A 23,314-nucleotide genomic window follows, 5' to 3' on the forward strand; every position below is an offset into this window, starting at 1 on the left:
CCAGCGCCAAGCCCACGGACCTGCTGCACGGCCAGACCGATCCTTCGACCTTCAATGCCGGGGACGCCGCAGCGTTCTCGGAGTGGCTGCCATATCGCGCCTACATCGAAGACCGGCAGGTGTTCGTCAACCGCGACTCGCTCGGCTTTTGCCTGGAAGTTCGCCCGCAGTCCGGCGCCGACGAGGAAATGGCACGCGTATTGACTGCGCTCTACGCCGCATCGCCCCCGGGCACCGGTATCCAGTTCCATCTCTTCGCAAGCCCATCGATACGCGGTCCGCTTGCGCGTTACGCAGGCCTGCGGCTCCCGGATGAGGCGGTTCCCGAATTCGCGCAGCTGGGCCGTGCCGGGCGCCACGCCAATATCCATCGCACCATGGCAAGACGCCGCGTCGAGCACTACCTCGCCGGCAGTCGAGCCTCTCTCCTGCCCGCACAAAGCTACCTCTTCCGCGACTTTCGTCTGGTCGTGAGCATTTCGATTCCCGGCAATGCGGAGGATCTCGCGCGCCTCGACGACCTGCTGCTACTGCGCGACAGCCTGCGCGCCACTCTGCATGCCGCGGGATTTCCGTCGCGCGCATGGACGGCGGCCGATCTCGTCAACTGGGTTTCCGCCCTCGTTGACCCACACCGCCAGGGCGGCGACGGCATTCCCCTCACCTACGACGAAGGCCGCGAGCTGCGCGACCAGGTGATCGACCGTGCGACCCGCATGCGGATTCGTCAGACCGGTATTGATCTGGCCAATCCCGCTGATGCGGCAACCAGCGAACTGCGGCTGCTGTCGGTGCGCTCCTATCCGCCGCGGTTCGCGCTTTGGAATATGGGGAGCCTGATCGGCGACCTGTACCAGGGCACGCTGCAATACCCCTGTCCTTTTCTCCTCACGCTCGGGGTGCATGTCCTTGACGCGGAAGCGACGCGCAACTGGGCCTTCCTCAAGGCGGCGCGGGCAACGACGAACGCGACGAGCTACATGGCGCGCTTTCTGCCCGACCTGCAGGAACGCAAGGCCGACTGGGACATCGTTCTAAAAGCCATGGACGACGGCCAGCAGCTGGTCGATCTCGTCCATCAAGTCGCGCTTTTCGCGCCCGTCGAGGACATCACCCGCGCCGAACAGGCCGCGCGTTCGATCTTCCGCGCACGCGGGTTCGAACTCACCAACGACACCATGATGATGACCCAGGCGCTGATCGGCTCGTTACCGATGACACTCTCGCCGCCTTTTCACGCCGATCTCAAGCGCATGAAGCGCGTGTCCACAAAAACTTCCTCGAACGCGGTGCACCTGGCGCCACTGGTCGCCGAGTGGCAGGGCACCGGAACGCCGGTGCTCGTCTTCGGCGGTCGTCGCGGGCAGATCATGCAGCTCGATGTGTACGACAACCCGGCGGGTAACTACAACGTGGCGATCGCCGGTACTTCGGGCTCGGGTAAGTCGCTCCTGCTCAATGAAATCGCCGCCGCCTACCTCGGCACGGGCGCACGCGTCTGGATCATCGACGTCGGCCGCTCCTACGAAAAGGCCTGCCGCAATTTCGGCGGCAGCTTCATCGAGTTCACCGAAAACGCCGCCCTGTCCCTGAATCCGTTCACCTTCGTGCAGGACATCGACGAAGACATGGAACTCCTGCAGCCGCTGCTCGCCCAGATGGTCTCCCCGCGCGAGCCGCTCGACGGCTTCCAGTACTCGACGCTCGGTGCGGCAATCAAGAAGACCTGGAAGGCCAAGGGCAATGCCATGCGCGTCTCCGACGTGCACGATCTGCTGGCCACCGGCCGGCTCGACGAGGAAAGCCGCGATGAAGACCGCCGCCTGAAGGATCTCGCGGCGATGCTGCACCCCTATACGCGCGACGGCGCCTACGGCAAGTACTTCGAATCGGATGCCACCATCGATTTCGGCTCCGACTTCATCGTGCTCGAACTGGAGGAATTGAAGGCGAAGAAAGATCTGCAAACCGTGGTGCTGCTGATCGTCATGTACCGCATCACCCGTGAGATGTACTTCAGCCGCGAACGCAAGAAGATCGTGATCATCGACGAGGCCTGGGACCTTCTCTCGGGCGGCGCCACTACCGAGTTCATCGAGGCCGGCTACCGGCGTGCCCGCAAGTACAAGGGGGCTTTCATGTCGGCCACCCAGGGTGTGGACGACTACTACCGCAACCCGGCCGCCAAGGCCGCGCTCGACAATTCGGACTGGATGTTCCTGCTGCGCCAGAAAACCGAATCCATCGAGATGATGGACAAGCTCGGACAACTGACCATGGACGACGCCATGAAACGCCTGCTGCAGTCGCTGCGCACTGAGCACGGCGCCTACTCGGAGATCTTCATCCATTCGCCGGTCGGCAACGGCATCGGGCGACTGATTGTCGATCCCTACAGTCTGCTGCTCTTTTCCAGCCGGGCCGAGGACTTCAATGCCATCAACGAGAAACGCGCCGATGGAATGGACGTTTCGCAGGCCATCGATGCCGTGCTGCGCGACCGGGGGCTGGCGTGAACCTCCGGTCTGTCGCTCTGCTGCTCTTCGCCAACCTGCTGTTGAGCGCAAGCATCGTGGGCGCCTACGCGCGCTGGTTCGCGCCGCGCACCAGCCCTGCGCTCGCGGTGCTCGACGTGGGTGAACTGTACCGGTTGAAGGAAACCCAGGTCGCCACCGTGCTGGTGAAGCGCGATGCATCCAACGAGGACCGCGCCCAGGCACTGAAACATGCCGCCGCCTTCGGGTTGGAAGTGACCCGTCTGATCGAGTCGCTGCCAGAGGAATGCCGCTGCCTGATACTGGCCCGCGGCGCGGTCGTAGGACCCGCACCGCAGCTTCCCGATCTCACGCCGGAAGTGCGTCGGCGCCTCGGCTTGTAGGACGGCCATGCGGCTTCTCTTCGTCCATCGTCCGTTCATCGAGCGCTTCGAGCGCGCGGCGTTCCGCGAGCGGCTCGCCAATCATGCGCGCCGTTGGCGGATCGCCTGGCTGGCCTTGGCCGTCGCGGCAGCCGCGTTCCAGGCGAACTTCCGCTTCGGGCTCAATGCCTCGCCCAGCCTGCCGAACCGCCTGTTCCTCATCCACAAGGGCGAGCTTCCGCAGCGCGGCCAGTACGTAGCCTTCCGCTGGCCGGGCGGCGGTCCCTACCCGGCCGGCGTCACCTTCGTGAAGATTGTCGGCGGTATCGCCGGAGACCACGTGACACGCATCGACCGCGACTACTACGTCAACGACATCGCGGTCGGTACGGCAAAAGCAGTCAGCCGCAAGGGCCTGCCCCTAGAAATCGGCCCCGTCGGCGTACTTCCGCCGGGCCGGTATTACGTGCGCGCGCCGCACCCCGACAGCCTCGACTCGCGGTATGCGCTGACAGGCTGGATTGCCGAAGACCAGATCATTGGACGTGCCTATGCGCTGTTCTGAAACTCACGACACCCTTCGTAGTGAGGTTCGCCGGATTCTCACGCTGGCCGCGATCCTGTGGTCCGTCGGGACAGCCGCGCAGGACATTGGGCGGATCGGTCCGGTGTATCCGATCGCGGAGCCGAGCCTTCTCGACGTGATACTTGCGAAGCTGCGCGATGCGGAGAGCTCCGGCGCGCTCGCGAAAATGCAGCGGGACACGCAAGCAAGAGTGAAGCGCAGCATCGAGCAACCCGCGCCCGTCACGGCAATCACCAAAGTCACAAAGGCGCGCAGCTTCTACTATGACCCCAGCATCGTCGTGCCCTACGCGATCACCGATGCCGATGGCCGATTGATTGTCGCGCCCGGCACTCGGGTCAACCCGCTCGACACGGTGTCGCTATCGAAGCAACTGCTCTTCATCGACGCGCGCGACCCCGCGCAGGTTGGACGCGCCAAACGAATCCTCGACGAGCGCGGCGGGCGGCTGAAAGTGATTCTGACCGGGGGCTCATATCTGGACCTCATGCGTCGCTGGAAGCAGCCCGTGTTCTTCGACCAGCAGGGAAGCCTGGCCGAGAAGCTCGGCATCCGTCACGTGCCGGCACTCGTTTCGCAGGAAGACAGGAGGTTGCGCATTGATGAACTCCTGTAGCCGCCTCGTCGTCTTCCTCATCCTGATCGTGAGCCTCTGGATCGCTACGCCGGCATCTGCCGGTCCGGCCTGTCACGGTCGATTCATGAACCCCATCACGGACATCTGCTGGAGTTGCGTGTTTCCACTCACCATCGGATCGGCGTCACTGATCGGTGACGGCCAGGATGACTCCGGCAACCCATCCAATCCGATCTGCTTCTGCAGCAATCCGCCCCGGATCGGCGTATCGATCGGTTTCTGGGAGCCGGTGCGCCTCGTTGACGTGACGCGCACGCCGTTCTGCATGGTGGGCCTCGGCGGGATTGCCATCGATCCGGGCGTCGATGTGCCGCGCGGTGCGCAGGTGGGCCACGACAGCCAGACACGCAACAGCTTCTACCACGTGCACTGGTATGCCAATCCGATTCTCTACTGGCTCGAAGTGCTGCTCGACTTTCCCTGCCTGGAGAAGGGCTCGCTCGATCTTGTGTACCTGACCGAAGTCGATCCCCTGTGGGCCGATGATGAACTGACGGCCATCCTCAATCCGGAAGCCGTGCTCTTCGCCAACGCGCCGGCGAAAGCAGCCTGTGCCGCCGACTGCGTCGCCTCCACCGCCGGACTTGGTATCGCGAGCCTGTTCTGGTGCGCGGGATGCCAGGGGTCGATCTACCCGATGACAGGACACGTCGCCACCCATATCGGTGGCGTGCAGGCCTCCGCTCTCCTTACCCAGCGCATGACTGCGAAGATGCACCGGCAGCTTGCCACATTTGACGGGGCTGGCGCGGCGGGCATGTGCGGCTACTACATGCAGCCAATCATGGACAAGACCCACTACAAGCTGCAGATGGTCTATCCCGTCCCCAACACGCAGAAGGACGCCGGCCAGTGCTGCCAGCCCTACGGCCGCACGACGATGATCTGGGGCGCCGGCAAGGAATATCCCGTCGCCGGCGAGGATTTCTCGTACCAGATTTTCCGCAAGAGGAATTGCTGTGCCAGCGCGTATTGACCGACTCCTGGCCTTCATCCTCGCCGGCCTCGTGCCCTGCGCGGCATTGGCGCAAGCGCCTCAGTTCGCCACCCCGTCGCCGATGACGTGGCCAAATGCGCAGGACATGGATCGGGCGCTGAAGGCACATCCTTTCCCGGACGCCAATCGACTCGGTTCGCAGCCGATTCTGCAGCCACCGCGGGTGAACCCGCGAACCGATGCCATCGATATCGAGGCGATTGGCCGAAACAATCTTCGCCTGCAGGGCATCAGCGCCGCGCCCGGATCGCCGACTACGCCACTTCGAATCTTCATCACGCTGGAGATGCCTCGCCCGAGCCTGCGGCTCTTGACCGATCAGGCCGCTCGATCGGGTGCGGTGCTGGTGCTGCGCGGCCTCAAGTCCCAGTCGATGCGGCAAACCATCGCCGTCGTCGGCGAACTCATCGGCGAGCGCAAGGTGGCCTGGGTCATCGACCCCGAGGCATTCACGCGCTTCGGTGTGCATCAGGCGCCCACCTTCGTCCTCGCGCTGAATGATTCGACCGGCACTGACGCGCAGGGCACTTGCAGTTCCGGCTGCGCAACTCCCGCCGGTTTCGTGAGCGTCTCGGGCGATGTCAGCCTCGATTACGCGCTGGAAGCGATTCTGCGCCGCCGCCCGGAAGCGGCCTTGCTCGCGGAACCGATCCTGAAGCGCTTGCGGGGATCGCCATGAACGGCCGGTTCGCGCTCATCCTCCTGACGGCGCTCGCGGCCGGAACCTTCCCCGCGCAAGCGCAGTCGCTCTCGGACGCCTTCAACCAGGGCGCAGCGCTCGGCCGAAGCGGCAACGCTGCGGCGCGCGGCCAGATCAGCGGCAGCACTGCGCAGTCCACGGTGCCCAATTACACGACCACGCCGCCGGAGACCTCCTACTTCGGCAGCCCCGGACTGGGTACGCAATCCTCAGCGCGAGTGGGCGCCTGCGCCGGCGGACCCGGTGCAGCGGGCGGCTTTGCCGACCAGGGCTGCAACGCAGTGGACTTCTCCCAAACGAATCCGGCGCGGCGCCCCAACTACAGCATCACCGCCAGCGACCCGCTGCTCACGCGCGCCAGGACCATCACCGCCGACCCGCAGGCGATCGCGGGCAATCTCGCCGGCACCTACAGCGGCTGCACCGTGCAGACCGTCACGAGCCCGGACATTTTCGAGACGCTGACCTGCCATCAGTACCGGACCATGGAAAGCACGAGCTGCGACAAGGTCCTGATCGTCACTCCCATCCAGACGCCCGGCTGCTCACCCGGCCAGTTCCTCACGCGCGTGACCGCCGATCCCTGTCCGGCCTGCATCGATTACCTCGCCTACGACTTCACCTGCGGGACCAACAACTACCTGATGCACGCGTTCACGATCGCCAAGTCTACGGGCGGCATCTACATGGAACTGGGATCGCAGTACGTGCCCGGCACGCTGAACACCGAAATCGGCATGACACCGGGGCCGTCGCAGATCGACGGCTTCTTCTGCTACCAGACCTACTACAGCCAGTCGTGCTCGGGCGCGAACTGCTCGATCGGTGCGTGGTTCTACAACCCCTGCCAGGGCACGAGCTTCTATGGCGTGAGCACCTTCGCCATGCCGACCACGGTGAGCTTCACCGACACCTGGGACAACCAGTGCGCCGCGCTGGAGGCGCGCTCGCAATGATGACGCGCGTCCTGGCTGTGCTGTTTCTCACACTGCTCACGGCGGCATCGCCGGTTCGCGCCGCTGACTGCCAGAAGAACTCGGAGATCTGCGTAGAGGGTCCGGCAACCCGCAATATCGGCGGCTACCCGGTCTACCGGGACTGCTGGCGCTATCGGGCGCAATACAGCTGCGTGTCCCAAACCATGACGGATGACTGCCAGCCGCTGCGCGATCGCGGCTGCAGCCAGGTTGGCTCCAGCTGTGTGGATACGAACCCGCAGGGCGCCTGCATGCTCTACGAGCAGACATGGCAATGCAGAGTATCGAGCGGAACCACTTCGACCATCACCAACTGCGGCGGCCAGCAGTTCTGCGTTGACGGGCGCTGCTTCGACACCGGCAGCGCACCGGATGCGGACTTCGCCCGAGTGGTGACCGCGATGGAAGTGCAGCGCGAGGCCGGAAAGTACGTCGATCCAAACAGCCTCGTGGTGTTCAACGGCTACGACAACCGTTGCCGGAAGAAACTCTTCGGCCTCGTGAACTGCTGCAAGGGCGCGGGATCGAGCAGCTCGCTCTTCTCCAACCTGAACCTGATTCTCGGGGCTGGCGGACAGGTCTGGGGTGCGGTGGGATCGAGCTACACCTACGATGCCCTCTTCACCTCCGATGCACCGGATATGGTGATCGCCGGATTCGAAGCCCTCTTCGGTGCCGGCGGCGGCTCATCCGCGCTCGCCGGCTTGCTTGCCGGCGATCTGTCCGTCGCTTCCTTCATCGAGACATTGGTACCCGGCCCCTGGACCATCGCCATGCTGGCGATCCAGTTGTCCGGGATTCTCGACTGCGAGCAAGCCGAGCAGATCCTCGCCATGAAGCGGGACAACCGGCTCTGCCACGGCGTCGGGAGCTACTGCTCGTCTCGCCTGCCGATCATCCGCCTCTGCGTCGAGACCACCGAATCCTACTGCTGTTTCAACTCGCGGCTCGCGCGCATCCTGAACGAGCAAGGCCGCGGCCAACTCGGCCGGGGCTGGGGCGGTCCGCAGAACCCCGATTGCGGTGGATTCACGGTCACCCAACTGCAATCGCTCGATTTCTCGCGGATGAACCTGACGGAGTTCTACGCCGAGATCGCGCCGACACTCCCCGATGCGGGTGCGATGCGCTCTCGCGCCCAACAGAAGGTCAACAGCTACTTCGGCCCATGATGCCCTCCATCCACACTTCGAAACTCCAATGGGCAGGCATGCTCGTCTGCCTGGTGCTCGCGCACGGCACATCGGCTCAACCCCTCGCGCGCATGGAAGTCACCGAGATCAAGCCGCTGCTGCTGCGGGCCATCGATCACGGCGCGGCGCACGGCCTGCTGGTCGGCGAATCAGCCACCTACCTGCGCCAGAAGTTCGATGCCCGCACCCCGATCGAGATTGACGTGCAGGCGCTGCACCCCCTGCCCCAGCCGGGATGCAGCCGTCTGGAGGTGAAGACTCGCCAGAAGGACGTGCTGGAGAAGGCACAGCGCAGCGACAAGGAACTGGTCTATCAGGTGAGCTACTGCCGTGACGGCCGCTTCCCGGACAAGCGGTGATAGAGATGCGCATCTTGCTTGCGATTGCCGTGTTGTCCATTGCCGTCCTGCCGGGCATCACGCTTTCTGCCGAAGATGGCATTGCCTCGCCCGGCGTGATCGGCACCGAGATGGATCCGGAGACCAGCGCAACCTACTGGCTGCGCAATCGCGAAGGCTGGTTCTGGTACCGCGATCCGCCGGCGGCGGCGACACCTCCCAAGCGTTCGCCGCCCCCGCAGAGCCGCCCGCCGGAATTGACCGCCTTCGAGGCCATGCAGAAGAAACTCGAAGACTTGAAGCGCGTCGCGGTCATGAATCCCACGGATGCGAACCTGCTCGCCTACATGCGCTACCAGCGGCTGGTGATGGACAAGTCCGAGGTGTTCTCGGAGCGCTGGCAGCGCCTCGTCTGGACCATACCCGAGCTTGACTACAGCCTGTCCGGACGACCGACCAACGCGATGGCCATCGGCGCCTTCGACGAACAACAGCAGGCGCGCCAGGCGCAGGTGGTACGAAGCCTCGCATCAACGCACGGGCTGCTCTTCATCTTCAGGAGCGACTGTCCATATTGCCATCGCTTCGCGCCCATCCTCAAACGCTTCGAACAGGAATTCGGGATGACCGTGTTCCCGGTGAGCCTCGATGGTCGCGGCCTGCCGGAATACCCGAATCCACAACTCGACAACGGCATCGCCACCCGCCTCAACGCCTCGGTGGTGCCGGCCCTCTATCTCACCGCCCCATCCAAGCGCCAGATCCGCCCGGTGGGCTTTGGTGTCATGGCGATGACGGAACTCCTGGAGCGAATCGCCGCATTCGCCCAGGACCCGCGAGAAAGCCCGTTATAGCGACACAAGGACGCCCCATGCCAACCCGACCTAAGAAGCTGCTGGCAGTTCTCCTCGCGATCTCGCTCGCGACAGCGCCCATTGCCGGCCAGCCTGCCAACCTCAATGCCGAAATGCAGGCCATGTTCAACGACATGGGTGCATTGGGCAACGTGACCTCGCCCGGCGCCTTCCGCGGTCAGGCGATGAATCTCTATACCGGCGGCAGTCTCATGATGCGCGCGCCGGGGAAGAACTACCCGCTGGTCAACGCCCAACTGCCAAGCCTGCGCGCGGGCTGCGGCGGCATCGACATCTTCGGCGGCGCGTTCTCCTTCATTAACAAGCAGCAGTTCGTCGCCCTCCTTCAAAATATCGGCTCCAACGCGGTGGGCTACGCGTTCAAGCTCGCGCTGCAGTCGATCTCGCCGGATATCGACAAGCTCCTGACCGAGTTGCAGGACCAGATCAACAAGATCAACGCGATGAACATCAACTCCTGCGAAGCCGCGCAGTCTCTGGTCAACGGCATCGTCGGCGAATTCGACAACTCGGTGCAAAGCGGCTGCGCGAACATCGCGCAGTATCTGGGTAGCGTCACCGACCGGGCCGACGCGCGCTTCACCTGCGCGACCAACGCTCCATCGGTGGTGAAGAACGCAGCCAATTCGAGCGACCCGAACGTCCGCAATGCCACCTTCGTCAAAGGCAACGTCATGTGGCTCGCATTGAACCAGGTCGGCGGTACGATCAGCCAGCAGGAAAAAGAGCTGATCATGAGCGTGATCGGCACCGTGATCCTTTATCCCCCGGCGGACGACGGCAGCGGCGCAATGCCGCGCTACCTTGAACCCAGCATCGTCGGACTGCGCGACCTGCTCCTCGGACGCGGCGACTCCGCAACCGAGGGCAATGTCGACATCGAGGTCTACGCCTGTGACGAGCCGGCCGAGTGCCTCAATCCGACGCGCACGACCGTCTCTGCAAAGCCCTACACGCGCATGGTGTCCGAGCGGCTACGCCGCATGTCGGACAATATCGTCACCCGCACGCCGCAGACGGCGGCCGATATCGGTTTCATCAACAACACGACGGAGCCTGTCTACAAGATGCTGGCTGTCGCCAATGCGGTCCCTGGCTCCAATACCGCCGAGACGCTGATCGAGACCTACAAGGACGTGATCGCGCTCGACTACGCTGAAACCTTCCTCAACCGCGCGATTCGCCAGGCGCTTTCCGCTCTCTCGCAGGCGCTCAAGCGCACGGCGATCGAACAACAGTACGTTGAAGCGCTGCGTACAAGCGCGCAGGAAGCACAGCGGCAGATCCTCGCCGAGAAGCAGACCGCCTACGCGAAAGTCCGCTCGGTGTCCTCCATGACCCAGGACCTGCAAAACCTCGAACGGCAGCTCTGGAGTTCGATGCCACCGGCGGTCAAGGCCATGCTCGATTTCAGCGCCAATTCGGGCGCACGCGGCTCCTGACCCGCGCGGTCTGGCCAGCACCGCGCATCCATGTTCGAAATCTATGCCTACGGCAATGTCGATACCCTGACCGGGGTGTTCAACGCCATCGCCGCTATCATGGGCGGCGACGACTATTTCGGCCTGATCAAGACCGTTGCCGTGACCGGTGTGTTGGTGGCGGCCGTGGCGGGGCTTTTCACGCCGGGGCGCTTCCATGGCTGGGGCTGGCTGATGGGCTTCCTGTTTCTCTACTACGCCCTCTTCGTCCCCAAGAGCGATGTGGTCATCGTCGACAAGCTGGGAAGCCAAACCCCGGTGGTGGTCGGCAACGTGCCGATCGGCGTCGCGTTCTTTGGCCATTACACAAGCAAGGTGGGGGACGTGATGACGCGTTTCTTCGAGACTGCGTTCCAGGTCATTCCGACGAGCACCGCCCAATTGCCCGCGGAACTCGCCTACCAGAAGAACGGCGTGATGTTCGGCAACCGCCTGATCCAGGCATCCCGCTCGGCGAACATCGCTGATCCCCAGCTGCGTACCGATCTCATCGCATTCATCTACAACTGCACCACCTACGACCTGCAGGACGGCACCATCGAGCCGGCCGCGTTCTCCCGCAGCACGGACATCTGGTCGCTGATGGGCACGCCAAATCCGGCGCGATTTTCCACCTATGGCAACCCGGTACAGGTGGACACCTGTCCGAACGTCTACACCTATCTCGCCAACCGCCTGCCGGCGGAAGTCGCCCGCGCCCGCGCAGTGCTGGCATTTCAGATGAACCCATCCCTCGATCCGACGGTCGCACAAACCCTGATCGATGGTCAGGTCGAACAGGCTTACTACAAGACCAAGATTGCCACCGCTGCGCAAAGCGCTGCCGACCTGCTCCGCCAGAACATCATGATCAACCTGGTTCAGGACACGAGCAGCATCGTCGGCCAGAAAATCAACGATCCCGCCTCGCTGATGATCGCGACATCTCGTGCCAACGCCACAGCCTCGATCAACTCGTCGTTCCTGACCATGGGCAAGATCGCCGAGCAAGCGCTGCCGCTGGTGCGCAACGTCATCGAGGCCATCATCTACGCAGTCTTCCCCTTCGTGTTCCTGCTTTTCCTACTCGCCCAGGGACGCGGTCTGGGCCTCGCAATCAAGAGCTTCGTCCTGAGCCTGGTCTGGATCCAGCTCTGGCCGCCGCTATACGCAATCCTCAATTACGTCGCCACGCTCGCCAGCGCCAAAAACCTCGAGGCCGCGGCACGCATGGGTGCTGCAGCACAGGGCCTGGCTCTCGAAACCGCGTCCAGCATCTACCACGGCGCGATCTCCGACCAAGCCGTGGCAGGCTACATGGTGATCTCCATCCCGATCATCGCCACCGCCATTATCAAGGGCGGCGAAGTCGCATTCCAGGCCGTCACAGGCGTCGGCCCGATCCAGTCGGCGGTATCCGGCGAATCCAGCGCGACCAGCAAAGGCAACGTCAGCCAGGACAACGTCTCCTTCGACCAGCAGCAGCTCGCCCCGACCCGATCCTCCGCGTTTATGTCCACCACGAGCGACGCCCACGGTACGACGATTCAAGGCGTCGGGCCGGATGCAGGTGTCTTCCGCTATCAGGCCACCCTAAGCCGGTTGACCAGCACGTTCACGGTCACCGAACGTCAGGCGAACGCCATCGGCGAAAGCGCTCGCGAAGCCGAGACACTGGCACGCACCGAGCGCGAGGCCATGCAGCGCAGCCAAGCCACCGCGCTGAGCCGCGCGCTGGGCATCCAGGAAAGCTACGAGCGCTCGCAACTGAGATCGGGTGCCACGAGCATGTCCGACGGCGGCTCGACCAGCACGCAATTTCAGGCCCTCAACTCGATTGCGCGCGACGTGAATCGACGCCTGGGCTTGAGTGACGACTCGACCGTAGGCAAGAGCGTCGCGGCGTCGGCTTCCGTTGGGGCCAGCATTCCGCTCACCCAAATCGGCGCCCAAGCGAGAGCGGAAGGCAGACACACTGACCAACAGACCCTCCAAAGCGCCTACGACTTCGCCCGAAAGGCCGCAGAAAGCGCGCAGCTCACGGAAGCGAGCGCCCTGATCAAGGACTTCCGGTCCTCGGAGGCCTATCAGTGGGCGCGTGGCAATCGCACCACATCCACCGCTGGTTACGATACGTCCTTCCGCGATGCCAGCGAGCGACAGATCTCCAGCGAGAACGCCTTTGGCCGAGCCCGCGAACTTGCACGCACGGCGCAGTTCATGCGCGAGTGGAGCAGCGGCACGCAGACCGACTTCACCAACTACGCGGCGCGGCGTCTCGCGGAGCGCGGGCTCCTGCGCGAGGAAGACCCGATCAAGCTGCAGCGAGCGGTCACCGAAATCGCCTACTCCTACGCCCGCGGCGGCAGTTCGGCAGTCGGCTACGTCCCCGGCGACAGTCCGCTCGGTCCGTCACGGCCGCTGCCGGAAACCATGGGCTGGCCCGACACATCGCTGCGAGAGCAGTACGACGCCAACCGGCGCGCGATGGACGGCACCGCACTCGGCCAACAGGCATCGGCAAATGAATCCGAGATCCGCGCTCGCCAGGGTCAGCAACGCGCCGTACCCGGCCAAGTAGTAGGCAACGACCTGGCCGGACGCGTCGGTGCCAGCAAAACCGATACCAAGGCAAAGGTCGACAACGGTCGCACGCAAGTCTCGCAGGACGCCGGCACTCTCAGCGAGAACTACAAAGCCTCGGTGCGTATCGGCAAGATCAGTCCCAACCACGGCGGCAACCGAGCCGTCTGGGATACGGTGGGCGCCAACGCGAGCGAGCCGAACCTCGGCACCGCGCCAAAAATTGAGCCGATCGGCGAATGGCACTTCGACAAAGACGGCGTTCCGGTCGCGGGTCCCAGATCAGAACCGGCGACACCACCCGCGAACCCCGGAACCGTCGACAACGTCAACCGCCTGAGAAAGGATCGCGGTGGCGCAATCGGTGAACGGTGAGCTACTCTTCAACTCGTGTCTTGCCCGCGCCGACCTCAAGACTCCCGAGGCCGTTTCTCGTCATGCGGCCGGGCGCGTCGTCCCATTGTTGTGCATCCGCCAAACCAAGCGTCGATTCGAATGCATTAGATTGGCGCTTTCCCGACGCGTCGTCAGCGGGCACGCCCACATGGATGGCAGCGCGAACCTGTGTCGCGAGACTTGCCAAGAAGCTCGATAGTCTGCTTTTACCGGACATGTACTAGCCTGCTCGATTCTTAATGTTCACCGCAAATTCTACGCTCACCAATGACACGAGGCAGCGTGAAGTCTGGGAACACGTGCCTGTAGCGAAGGCGCACCAACTGGGCGCCACGTAGGCGCAGCCTCAACGCATCGGCAATGAATCAAACCACTGGAACAACAGGGCACGCTCGAACTTCCGTCCACCAAGGGACCTCTCTGCCCCTGTAAGCTGGTCGTCGATGAGAAATGCGTCGTGCCTGCATCGAACCCTACCCTTGCTGCAGCGCCCGTCGTAGCGATGCGGACACCTCCCACACGTGCGACTGGCCGCCGATGGACTTCGAGACTTTGATGTGGTTGTTGCCTTCCATCAGGTTCAAAACAAAGTCGACGAACGACACAGGCTTCTTAACACGGCCTGCAAGTATGTCGTTCTGCCTCACGTTCTCGTTAACCAGTAACGCGGCGATCTGATTCACCACGTCCTGATAATCGTCGACGTACGCCTCTGCGTACTGCTGAAATCCAAAATCCGTTAGTACGAGGTGAGAGAGTGGGGCCCCGATGACCCGACCGATCTTGAGCAAGTAGTGCTGTTCGAGAATCTCCAGAGAGTCGAGCAGTTCTTGCTGCGGGACTTCCCGGAGCGATGCCTCCGTTCGCAGTCGATCCCACTCCACAATACCCGAGTCCTCATCGACTACCAACCTGGCAATTACACGCAACGCCAAGTCGTCAACGCGCGACAGGCCAGGGATCAATGGCTCTGCACCGACAAACCGCGCAGGTGCCTTGCCAATCGACGGCTTGTCGCTTACGTCGAAAATAGCCGACAAAATTCGCTGCAAGCTTTCACCGTAGTCCTTGACATCATCGACCCGCTGCCAAACCGTAGATCGAAGGCTCTCAGGGACATCGCATTCGTCAATGACGACGGGTATCAACTTTGTTCCCCGACTAATTCTGTTGACCATGGAAGCATTCAACTCTTCCCGCACCCAGGGCTTCAGAACGCTAACTTTAGACAAGACGACGATGACAGCCCGCGCCTGCTTCAGTCCTTCCTCGAAAATCTTATCTACCAAACTGTCGCCCGGTTTCATCTCCCATTGATCAAGCCAAGCATCGACGCCGTTCTCGCGTAATCGACGAGCAAAATCGACGACAAAGCGATCCTTATCTTCGCTGGCGTGACTAATAAACACCCTGGGGGCGCTCATTCGCCATCCTCGCACTTCACGCTCCTGCACTTCAGCACGCTGGAGTTCTCCATCCCGTCACTGCGGCCACCATTTTCCTTCTTGAAAGACGAACGAGATCCTTCCGTCATTTCTCGTCGTCAGAACATGCCTCGTTTCTCCCCGAAATGGTCCCCCTCGGGCTTTGCTTCGATAGTAAGGAACGGTCTTCTGGGTGTCGTACATATAACCTTTGTCAGATATCAGAACGTAGAATGGATTGCAACCGTATATGTCGAAGATTTCCGTGCAGATTCCGTTCTCGCGGCCGTGATGCGATGCGATCAGGACATGCACTTCGGACACGACTTTCTGGAAAGCAGGCTGACGAAGCAGTGCTTTCCAACCTACCGATTCGAGGTCACCAGGAAACAGGAAATTGATGCCTGCAATTCGGAGATGAACAACCAAGCTCAGGTTATTCTCATCGTCAAACTCCGGGTAATCGTTGTAGAACGCCAGCCGCTCTATTCCTAAGAACGTCGGTGGGGTTGCTTCTGTCCCGCCGGTATAGTTTGAAGCCATGCCTACTAAGGCCTCTATGCCGCGACCCATACCGTCTTCAGATTTGAGTTGGCGAATGATCTCTGGCGTCACCGACCGGTTTCGCCACAGCCACTCGACGTCCACGTTCTGCAGCAAGTCCGGCAAACCGCTGACATGATCCTCGTCGTAGTTCGTGACCGCCAGCATCTCAAGGCGCGATATGCCTTGATCACGCAGGTAACGCCCGGGGCTCCATCCGGTGTCCCCGTTGTGCCCGCAGTCAATCATCAGACGAGTACCGTTATCGCAGGTAAGCAACGCGCAGGCCCCGTGCTCGACATCGAATATATTCAACTCCATGTCGCTCCCTCAGTGCATATTCCTACCGAAAGCCTTTGAAGCCCGGCCGATACAGATTGCGCAGAGTGTCGCCATTCATCGAAAGCCAGTGACTCTTTCGTGTCACGAAGTCGAGCTCTCTGGAGACCTTCGTCGAATTGGCGATCAGATTTGTCGCTCGGAACTTCTGCGAGTGTGGTGGCAGCGATCGAATAAGCACGTCGCCCGTTTTCGTTGTCATTATAGGGATGCCCAGATCAAAGAGTCTCTGGCAAACCTCCGGCTTGGGGTGCTCGAACTGATTGTCAAACTGGCTCCCGCAGACAGCTATCTTCGGCTGGACCGACTCGAAGAACGTCTTTGAATTGGTCGGGCAGTCAGCTCCATGATGTGCAAGCAGCAGGACATCGACCTCGCGTTTGAAAACCTTGCAGCGACGTAGATATGCCCCGATGTTCGTGTCCTCCACATCGCCCAGGCTGGCGACGTTGAAGCAGCCCTGGCGAAACAACTTGACGGTCGAATTGTTGTTTGAGTCACCATCCAGCAAGACGCGCGGGTGGTACACGACGTCTCGGTACGCCAGATCTTCGGCACTCTTCAGGCCCTTGATGTACTCAGGGTTGACGGCAATGCACTTGACAGTGCGCCCCTTTCTCGCATTCGTCGTCCGGTAATTCTGAATAACCGTCAAGCAGTCATTCGCGGTGTCGCTGTGCGGCGGATATCCCGGGTACTCGATCGTCGTTGGCTTATAACGTGAGAGTATTTCTTCAAGGTCAGCCAGTGCGCAATGATCTTGATCCCAACCGGTGATGTGAAGCACGTCGACGGCGCTTTTCCCGCACTCTGCAAGCTCCCGGTCCAAATTTGGGCGACTCAGGTCGGTCAACCTTGCTTCAAGCACGGTGAAGGTGCCATCGACAAAAAGAGAAAAGGAAGCGCCGGCCGTGCCAAGCTGATAAGCGCGGAACCTGGTAATGATGGAACGGGCTGTCACATCCTCTTCCCTCCATCATCGCTCGCCTCCAGCGCCAAGACGTTTTGAACAAGTCGTATACCGGTATTTCGAGCTGATACGGCGAGCCAGAGAAATTGCACCGCCAAGCCGCCTGCAACCGTTGCTTGCAGACCACCTGGCGCCTTCGCCAACACGGATGCTAGCCAAGCGATGACGAGGATTAGGAGCGTTAGACTGGATGAGTCTCGGAAGAGAAGGAATCGCTTATGCGAGTCGATGATCGTGACATTTGACTGGTACTTCTGGAACAGTCTGTACCAGCTACTATTCTGATCCCTAGGGTTTCTGGGGAACTCTCCAACTCTTTTCTTCAGCGCAGCAATATCAATGCGGGGGTCGGCTTCCGCGTGCTCGCTAAACGCGCGGTGACCTGGGAGCGCGTCTTTAATCCGCCAGAAGACGATTGACGCCTTGGCGTTAGATGGCAAAAGGTCATTTAGGAAGACTGCGACCAGCGGTCCGACGGCGGCAAAGAGCAAACCTCGAACGAAGGCCGATTGCGCAAGCTCTGAAAGTGACGCCTGACTAAACGTGAAACCCGTGAGCAGCAAGACAATTGCGACGATATCGGCACTTACCAGCAGCCAAATGGCCTTGCCGTTCTCGGCTTTCAGCGACGGAGAGCCCGCAGTCTTCTTCGCCATCTATCCCTCCCGATTCACACTTCACTCCCCGGACTCGAACTCAGCGTTCTTGAACTTCAGCACGTTGCAGTTCTCCTTCACGGCGCGCTGCAGCCCGTCGTCGAAGCCGGTAGCCGATTCGGCCTGGATCTCAATGGCGATCTTGACCTTCACGCCTGTGCGTATGGTGAACTGCTGGACGACCTCGTCGACCAGGTCGGCGAACTGCTTCTTCGCCAGGATCGGGTCGAGTTCGATGCTGCCGTAGAACTGCTTCTTAACGGCCTGGCAGGCGGCGCCCGCACCTGACGAATATCCACCCTTGGCCGAGTCTTCGACACGGGGTGTATCGCTACCAGCGCCCGTGGTCACAGTCGTGGTGGTAGCGCCCCCGCCGGTGTCAACGACTCTTGCGCGCGACGCTTCCTCTGTTGCACGTAGCGCTTCCATGTATGCCGCCGCGGCGAACGGCTCGATCAGCAGCAGCGACGAGTCCATGATCAGCGACGTGCGCTTGCCGTAGCTGAATCCGACGTACCGGCCGTCCTCTTTGCCCTGCGCGAACCCGAAGAAGTCGCGGCTCTCGGCGCCCGCGGCCATTGTCATCTGAAAGACGGTGTCGTCCTTCAGGCGGGGCAGGTAAAGCTGCTGGCAGCTCTGCTGCCAAACGTTCAGAGCGCTGGTCTCCTTGACGTCGTCCTTCCAGAACCAGTCCTTCAGCACCTTGGACAGGTGGATCGGTGCCCACTCGTTGATGAGCAGTTCGTTCTCCTTGAGCACGCGCTCTATCTCCTGCGACCAGTTCTGCGCACCGGGGTTGACCTGGAAGTGCTCCCACCGCAGCTCGGACAAGCCCTTGCCGGGGCGCGCTTCCTGCATCGGCGCAACGAGCCACTTGTAAGTTTCCCGGATCATGCGGCGCACAGTTTCCTCGGCCTGCTCAAGGCTGGCGTTCGCCTGCTTGGCCATCAGGTTGTCGAGGACGATGCGGTTGTCCTTGTAGTCGGCGACGATGCTGCGCCATGCCAGGAACGAGCGCACATGGTCCTTCAGCCGGCTCACGCTGTCGTAGTCGGCGGCCAGGAAGATCAGCCGGTTCTGCTTAAATCGGGGCTGGTCGCCGCGCTTCTTCAGGATCTCTGTCGCGCGGTCGATGGCCAGGCTCTGGCCGCTCTTACTGAAGGCGGCGTCGGGCGGCAGCACGACCAGCCGCAGCGCCCAGTCGTCGGGAACATCGCCGCTGTCGGTGAAGACGTGGATGCCGCCGAACACGCCGCTGGCGAAGCCGCGCTGCACGCGCTCGCGGACGGTCGGGAACACGTCCTCCTTGTCCTGGAAGCGGCGCTTGCGCTCTTCCATCTCGCGCCGCAGGTTGGGCCGCGTGTCGAGCCAGAAGCGATTGTTCGCGTGGTTAAGGTAGTGCAGCCTGTCACCGAGCCGGCGAAGCGCGTCCTTGAATAGCCCAATCTGCTGGCCGGGCTGAACGATGCCGAGAATCACGCGTTCGAGCTCCAGGCCGCGCACTAGCTGGTTCGTGGTACTGGGCGCGCTGCCCAAGAAAACCGCACGCGCCGCACGGCGGCAGGCCTGCACGCTGCCGAAGCGGGTATCTTTGTTCTCGATCTCGGTGGTCTCGGCGCGCTCCCCGTCCACGTCGCGTTCGATCACCGGGTCCCAGCCTTGCGGCAAGTAGTTGATGATTTCGTTGCGGACGTCGCCGTCGTATATGGGGAAGCTGCCCGGCATGATCAGCGGATCGTTGTTGCCGTCCTTCCATAGGCGGTGGATGACCTTGGCCATCATCTTCAGCACGCCGCGGGTGCGCTGGAAATTGTCCAGCGTGGACCAGTCTTCGTAGAGCCGGTCGAACACCTCGGGGTGAATGGGATAGGCGTGGACCAGGCGTTCGAAGTAGCGGCTCTCCTGCGTCTCCTGCGGGAAGTCGTCGCGGTTCGCGGTGTAGAAGTCCGCGAAGGCGCGGCAAACCGACTCCATCGCCAGCTTGTCGTTGATCGACGCGAACAAGCGTCTCCGCACGATTTCGAACGCCTCCTCGGTGGCCACCGGCTTCCACAGCGCCTGCACGCGGCCGAAGTAGTGCGCCAGAGCCTCCAGAGCCTTCACGCCGCGCTGGCTGCCGGCTTCCTTGTCCGACTCGGGCAGAGAGGCCAGCAGGACCGCTGTCGGCACGGCCTTAAGTGCCTCGGTCAGCGCCTGTACGAACGACAAGTTGGAGTCGAAGGTCCCACCCGTGAGGGTCTTGCCTTCCTCGAACTGGCGCACATAGGCCACCAGCTCGTCAATCAGGATCACGCATGGTGCGCAGCGCGCCAGCAACGTCTCTAGCACCGCCTTTCCGGGCGATGTGCCCGAGGCATCCGCATCGGCCACCAGGGCATAACCTTCAGCCCCCCCGAGTTGCCACGCCAGGTCGCCCCAAAGCGTCCGCAGCACCTGGCCATCGCGCTTCGCCGGCTGGTTAGGCGACGACTTGATGCCGTCCAGCACCGCGATGCGGGCGCGCGGCAACTCGGTAATCTCCCCCGCGTTCAGAATGTCCCCCAAGCCCTGTAGATCGCTCGCTGGCACCTCGCCCTTGGCCATGTGATAGACCGCCAGCATGGTGTGTGTTTTGCCGCCGCCGAAGGCCGTCTGCAGCTGAATAACCGGGTCGCCGCCCTTGCTTGATAGGCGCTTGATCACGGAGTCGAGCAGCAGGCGCATTCCCTCCGTGATGAAGGTGCGCTGGAAGAACAGCGTCGGGTTCTGATACTCAACGGTAGCGGTGCCGGCGTGCACGCGCGACAAATCCGCTGCGAACTCGGCTTGCTGGAACGTGCCCTTGAGCACGTCTTCGTGAGGGACGGCGATCTCGCGCCAGGGTTTCAGTGCCATTGTTCCTCCCCGATCAGATGTCCAGTTGCGCCTGCGAGCCGATCACGCCAGCCTCGCCAGCGGCTTGCTCGATGCCGCTCCAGGCGGTGACGAGTTCGTTGTAGGACCTTGCTTCGTCAGCCCAGCCTTTGCGCTCGCATAACGTGTAAAGCCGGTACGCCAGAGCTCGGATCGGCTCTGCGCGAGCTGGCATGCGTGCGAGGAGTGCACCCGCCGCAGACTCACCGTCCTGGTTCAGCGCACGGATAAGTTGGTGTAGCGCCTCCCACACCGGCAGACGGGCATCGCCCTCGGGGGACCAGTCACGCAGCATCTCAGCCCAGCGAAGGAGCCGCAACTCGCCTTTACTGGACGCCACTACCCCTGACGTTTGTAACCCCCCCACGCTGGTCCCCTTCGCCCGGGCAAGAACCTCTGCTTCCCCGTACTTTCCGATGGCCCACCCGTGTTGTTCGAACCAGTGCAAGCAGAACTGGGTATCGTGATCGAAGTCATCCTCTGCAAGAAACCGATTGATCAGCTGAAGTGCGGCCCTTACACGCATCGGTGTTCCGTCAGCCTCAAGAACGGCCGCGTACTGACTGAATATCGCCATGCCGGGACCGATGATGGCCTGGCTCAAATCCACTGGAGCGACTGGCGAGTTCACGCCGCCTCGAGTCATCTCATCGAGTGCGTCCGGCAGCGCAGCATCCAGTTCCCGAATAAATTCACGACGTGTAACGGTTGCTGCATCTGCCGCACGCCTGCGACAGACGAGAATGATGCTGGAGGCAAGTGCATTGGTGCCGGAGCCGACCATTCGGTTCCCGAGCTCCGTTCGCATGGGCCAGGTGCCGGTCAGCGCAAAACCTGCCTTGATTACTGCTTCGAGGAAAGTCTCCCAGCCGGTGCTGGATGTTCCGGTCTCGCCTGTCGTTTCGCTTTGCTTGAAGGCGTAGTAGATAGTGACGGGGAATGCGGGATGAGCCTGTTCCGCTAGGCTATGCATCGCGTGCTTCATGCCTTCCAGAAAGAACGATTCGGCCTCATCCCGCCCCCCATGACGGTGTGCGGAGGCTACCAACTCCTCTGCTTTCGGAACAGCCAGGGTTGCATACAAGCTGGGATAGATCGGCTTCAAGCTACGGCGCAACCAGACATAGAAGAAGTCAGAGAGGTCGGCGTATCCAATGTTGTCGTAGTACGGGGGATCGGTTGAGACAACCTTCAGCGAGCTTACTTGCTGTGTCTGCGCGTCGGCTTGAAATACTCCGCCGCCAGCGATTGCCGGAAAAGACAGGATTGCCTTAGCCCCCCACTCGACGTTATTCATCCAGTTCCCACTGGATTCCGAGAGCGGATTTCCTTCCGCGAAGTCCCAGGTCATTGGAAGGGCTTGCCGCGCAAAGGTGTTTCGAAGCGCTTCCATCTTCGGGCTGTTATCCCAGGAGCAGAGCGTTGACCCTCGGTCAGCGGATCGACTGATCGCAAATGCGAGGTACACACTCACAGCTTGTCCATATGCGGTCGCACCACTTCCGCCAGCGTCCAGGGCGACCCCATCGTCAGGTAGGCCGGCGGCAACTGCGTCGTTCTTGCACTTCTCGACGACCTCTTGGAGTAGGTCCGCAAAGGCGTTGAGAGATACCAGTTGACGTTGCGTAAAGAGGTTTCCCCACTGCCTTAGTCCGTAAGGCACACAAGTACCGCCAGTGAGACGAGCAGGTACTTCCCCAGTCGGCTGCCAGCCAGGCACAGCAGAGCGAGCCAGGGCTTCATCCTCTGGAGTTGGGGCTAGGTAGACACGACCGCGCGCGCCTTCTGCGACGATGGTCATCAGTCGCGTACCTAAGCGACCCGCCTGCCCTTCAGCCTTAATGTAGTCGCCGCTGATGGGCGTATCCGATACGACACAGCGAAAATTCGCCCCGCGTCCCGCTGCCTTCGTGCCGTCGATTGCCGAAGCGGGAGGCGACCCAGTTTCCACAGTGAATCGATAGCCTCCGCTCTCGACTATTGGTCGTACGTACGATTGCTTGCCTGGCTTGTTCGACAAGACGAAAGTCGAAACAAGCGGTACCTCAACATTGCTGTATGCCGGATTTGGGCTACGAACGGTACGAGCCCAAAGCCAAGCGATAACAGTTAGTTCCTGCCCGATAAGGGGCCTAAGGTCTGAGCGCTCTGACGCAATCGCCTCGGTCACGCGAACCTTAGGGTATAGGTGACCAATTCGCTTTTCCGCCTGTTCCCGCATCCAGAAGCCGTAGCGACGCACGTCTTCTGCTAGCCCCTGTGTTCCCGACCAATCTTCGTGCAGCCTCTTTTGTCTTTCGCCAGCACGGAGTGGCCCAACTGGACTGCGCCCAGCAAAGCGCGGCGGTACTTCGATCATCGCCTTGTTGATCGTAACTGCCACAGGATTCAGGTCGGACGCGTAGCTCTCCAACCCAAGTCGCTGCGCCTCTAGCGGTATTGCCCCGCCGCCGGCAAAGGGGTCATGGAAGCCGGGTAGCTTCTCAGGGTTAAAGAGCTCCGCGGCCTGTGGATGGTTCTTGTTCAGCTCACACGTCTCGCGCCAGGAGCGCTTGATCTCCGCTCGGGCGCGCTCCAACACCTCTGGGTTGGTCGTGTTCTCCCACTGCACGAGGTCCTCGATGATCTTGAACAGCCGTTCGCGCTCCAGCGTGGCTTTTTCCTTGTTTACGCCGTAGCGGAACCCACTGCCTTGCTGATAGCCAGGATCGTTGACCATCTGCGCAAAGAGAACTGCCCTGGCTGCAGCCAAGGGGCGCCGCGCCCACCAAATGTGGAGCGTTGAGGGATGCCCATGACGAATCGACTTCTCGCGTGCGGCTGCAACGTTGATGGCATCGAGTGGCAGCGCGACCTCGATGAGTTTCTTGGGTGCCTTAATGGTCGCCATG

19 protein-coding genes are annotated in these 23,314 nt (G+C 61.8%); 12 read left to right on the plus strand and 7 right to left on the minus strand.

The window, feature by feature from the left end:
* Positions 1-86: 86 nt before the first annotated feature.
* Genes traC through K2Y42_RS20895 form a run of 12 tightly spaced genes read left to right on the plus strand, consistent with a single transcriptional unit; the run spans position 87 to position 13,578 of the window.
* Entirely contained in the window at positions 87-2,516 is a 2,430-nt protein-coding gene (traC, locus tag K2Y42_RS20840) for a type IV secretion system protein TraC (protein ID WP_291156660.1), read from the plus strand.
* Positions 2,513-2,878, plus strand: a complete 366-nt coding sequence (locus tag K2Y42_RS20845; RefSeq protein WP_291156601.1) for a hypothetical protein — start codon at positions 2,513-2,515, stop codon at positions 2,876-2,878. The genes traC and K2Y42_RS20845 overlap by 4 nt, the downstream gene beginning before the upstream one ends.
* Positions 2,879-2,885: 7 nt before the next feature.
* On the plus strand, positions 2,886-3,422 hold the full coding sequence (locus K2Y42_RS20850) for a S26 family signal peptidase (protein WP_291156604.1): 537 nt from the start codon (positions 2,886-2,888) through the stop codon (positions 3,420-3,422).
* Positions 3,403-4,059: a type-F conjugative transfer system protein TraW gene (traW, locus tag K2Y42_RS20855; protein WP_291156662.1), complete on the plus strand. Its 657-nt coding sequence runs from the start codon at positions 3,403-3,405 to the stop codon at positions 4,057-4,059. The genes K2Y42_RS20850 and traW overlap by 20 nt, the downstream gene beginning before the upstream one ends.
* Complete coding sequence (gene traU / locus K2Y42_RS20860; protein WP_291156607.1) at positions 4,046-5,056, plus strand: conjugal transfer pilus assembly protein TraU; 1,011 nt, start codon at positions 4,046-4,048, stop codon at positions 5,054-5,056. Before traW ends, traU begins: the two co-directional genes overlap by 14 nt.
* Complete coding sequence (gene trbC / locus K2Y42_RS20865) at positions 5,040-5,756, plus strand: type-F conjugative transfer system pilin assembly protein TrbC (RefSeq protein WP_291156610.1); 717 nt, start codon at positions 5,040-5,042, stop codon at positions 5,754-5,756. The genes traU and trbC overlap by 17 nt, the downstream gene beginning before the upstream one ends.
* The gene (locus tag K2Y42_RS20870) at positions 5,753-6,733 is read left to right on the plus strand and encodes a hypothetical protein (protein ID WP_291156612.1); all 981 of its coding nucleotides are present in this window, start codon (positions 5,753-5,755) and stop codon (positions 6,731-6,733) included. The genes trbC and K2Y42_RS20870 overlap by 4 nt, the downstream gene beginning before the upstream one ends.
* Positions 6,730-7,926, plus strand: a complete 1,197-nt coding sequence (locus tag K2Y42_RS20875) for a conjugal transfer protein TraN (RefSeq protein ID WP_291156615.1) — start codon at positions 6,730-6,732, stop codon at positions 7,924-7,926. Before K2Y42_RS20870 ends, K2Y42_RS20875 begins: the two co-directional genes overlap by 4 nt.
* A 38-nt stretch (positions 7,927-7,964) precedes the next feature.
* Positions 7,965-8,306, plus strand: a complete 342-nt coding sequence (locus K2Y42_RS20880; RefSeq protein ID WP_291156618.1) for a hypothetical protein — start codon at positions 7,965-7,967, stop codon at positions 8,304-8,306.
* Between the two features lie 5 nt (positions 8,307-8,311).
* A complete protein-coding gene (gene traF, locus K2Y42_RS20885; protein ID WP_291156621.1) occupies positions 8,312-9,139 on the plus strand; it encodes a conjugal transfer protein TraF in 828 nt (275 codons plus the stop codon).
* Positions 9,140-9,156: 17 nt separating this feature from the next.
* Entirely contained in the window at positions 9,157-10,602 is a 1,446-nt protein-coding gene (locus tag K2Y42_RS20890) for a conjugal transfer protein TraH (RefSeq protein ID WP_291156624.1), read from the plus strand.
* A 30-nt stretch (positions 10,603-10,632) separates the two neighbouring features.
* On the plus strand, positions 10,633-13,578 hold the full coding sequence (locus K2Y42_RS20895; RefSeq protein WP_291156627.1) for a conjugal transfer protein TraG N-terminal domain-containing protein: 2,946 nt from the start codon (positions 10,633-10,635) through the stop codon (positions 13,576-13,578).
* Between the two features lies 1 nt (position 13,579).
* Here the strand turns inward: K2Y42_RS20895 and K2Y42_RS20900 are convergent, their stop codons facing one another.
* The 7 genes from K2Y42_RS20900 to K2Y42_RS20930 form a co-directional block, all read right to left on the minus strand.
* Positions 13,580-13,816 (minus strand): hypothetical protein, encoded by a 237-nt coding sequence (locus tag K2Y42_RS20900; RefSeq protein ID WP_291156630.1) that lies wholly within the window; start codon positions 13,814-13,816, stop codon positions 13,580-13,582.
* Between the two features lie 256 nt (positions 13,817-14,072).
* On the minus strand, positions 14,073-15,023 hold the full coding sequence (locus K2Y42_RS20905) for a toll/interleukin-1 receptor domain-containing protein (protein ID WP_291156633.1): 951 nt from the start codon (positions 15,021-15,023) through the stop codon (positions 14,073-14,075).
* 57 nt (positions 15,024-15,080) lie between these two features.
* Complete coding sequence (locus tag K2Y42_RS20910; protein WP_291156636.1) at positions 15,081-15,887, minus strand: hypothetical protein; 807 nt, start codon at positions 15,885-15,887, stop codon at positions 15,081-15,083.
* Positions 15,888-15,909: 22 nt separating this feature from the next.
* Positions 15,910-16,866, minus strand: coding sequence for a hypothetical protein (locus K2Y42_RS20915; RefSeq protein ID WP_291156639.1), 957 nt, complete (start codon positions 16,864-16,866; stop codon positions 15,910-15,912).
* Positions 16,863-17,531 carry a hypothetical protein gene (locus K2Y42_RS20920; protein WP_291156641.1) on the minus strand — a complete coding sequence of 223 codons (669 nt, stop codon included), beginning with the start codon at positions 17,529-17,531 and terminating at the stop codon, positions 16,863-16,865. Before K2Y42_RS20920 ends, K2Y42_RS20915 begins: the two co-directional genes overlap by 4 nt.
* Before the next feature lie 21 nt (positions 17,532-17,552).
* The gene (locus K2Y42_RS20925; RefSeq protein ID WP_291156644.1) at positions 17,553-20,405 is read right to left on the minus strand and encodes a DUF499 domain-containing protein; all 2,853 of its coding nucleotides are present in this window, start codon (positions 20,403-20,405) and stop codon (positions 17,553-17,555) included.
* A 13-nt stretch (positions 20,406-20,418) separates the two neighbouring features.
* Entirely contained in the window at positions 20,419-23,313 is a 2,895-nt protein-coding gene (locus tag K2Y42_RS20930; protein ID WP_291156646.1) for a DUF1156 domain-containing protein, read from the minus strand.
* Between the last annotated feature and the right edge of the window lies 1 nt (position 23,314).

The sequence above is a fragment of the Hyphomicrobium sp. genome, from assembly GCF_019744875.1.
In the GTDB taxonomy this organism is placed as follows: Bacteria; Pseudomonadota; Alphaproteobacteria; order Rhizobiales; family Hyphomicrobiaceae; genus Hyphomicrobium_C.

What these genes read in the sequence shown, in the direction of transcription:
- K2Y42_RS20850 (WP_291156604.1), top strand. Translation starts at nt 2,886, where the DNA reads ATGCGGCTTCTCTTCGTCCATCGTCCGTTCATCGAGCGCTTCGAGCGC.
- traU (WP_291156607.1), top strand. Translation starts at nt 4,046, where the DNA reads ATGAACTCCTGTAGCCGCCTCGTCGTCTTCCTCATCCTGATCGTGAGC.
- K2Y42_RS20870 (WP_291156612.1), top strand. Translation starts at nt 5,753, where the DNA reads ATGAACGGCCGGTTCGCGCTCATCCTCCTGACGGCGCTCGCGGCCGGA.
- K2Y42_RS20875 (WP_291156615.1), top strand. Translation starts at nt 6,730, where the DNA reads ATGATGACGCGCGTCCTGGCTGTGCTGTTTCTCACACTGCTCACGGCG.
- K2Y42_RS20880 (WP_291156618.1), top strand. Translation starts at nt 7,965, where the DNA reads ATGCTCGTCTGCCTGGTGCTCGCGCACGGCACATCGGCTCAACCCCTC.
- traF (WP_291156621.1), top strand. Translation starts at nt 8,312, where the DNA reads ATGCGCATCTTGCTTGCGATTGCCGTGTTGTCCATTGCCGTCCTGCCG.
- K2Y42_RS20890 (WP_291156624.1), top strand. Translation starts at nt 9,157, where the DNA reads ATGCCAACCCGACCTAAGAAGCTGCTGGCAGTTCTCCTCGCGATCTCG.
- K2Y42_RS20895 (WP_291156627.1), top strand. Translation starts at nt 10,633, where the DNA reads ATGTTCGAAATCTATGCCTACGGCAATGTCGATACCCTGACCGGGGTG.
- K2Y42_RS20900 (WP_291156630.1), bottom strand. Translation starts at nt 13,816, where the DNA reads ATGTCCGGTAAAAGCAGACTATCGAGCTTCTTGGCAAGTCTCGCGACA.
- K2Y42_RS20905 (WP_291156633.1), bottom strand. Translation starts at nt 15,023, where the DNA reads ATGAGCGCCCCCAGGGTGTTTATTAGTCACGCCAGCGAAGATAAGGAT.
- K2Y42_RS20910 (WP_291156636.1), bottom strand. Translation starts at nt 15,887, where the DNA reads ATGGAGTTGAATATATTCGATGTCGAGCACGGGGCCTGCGCGTTGCTT.
- K2Y42_RS20920 (WP_291156641.1), bottom strand. Translation starts at nt 17,531, where the DNA reads ATGGCGAAGAAGACTGCGGGCTCTCCGTCGCTGAAAGCCGAGAACGGC.
- K2Y42_RS20925 (WP_291156644.1), bottom strand. Translation starts at nt 20,405, where the DNA reads ATGGCACTGAAACCCTGGCGCGAGATCGCCGTCCCTCACGAAGACGTG.
- K2Y42_RS20930 (WP_291156646.1), bottom strand. Translation starts at nt 23,313, where the DNA reads ATGGCGACCATTAAGGCACCCAAGAAACTCATCGAGGTCGCGCTGCCA.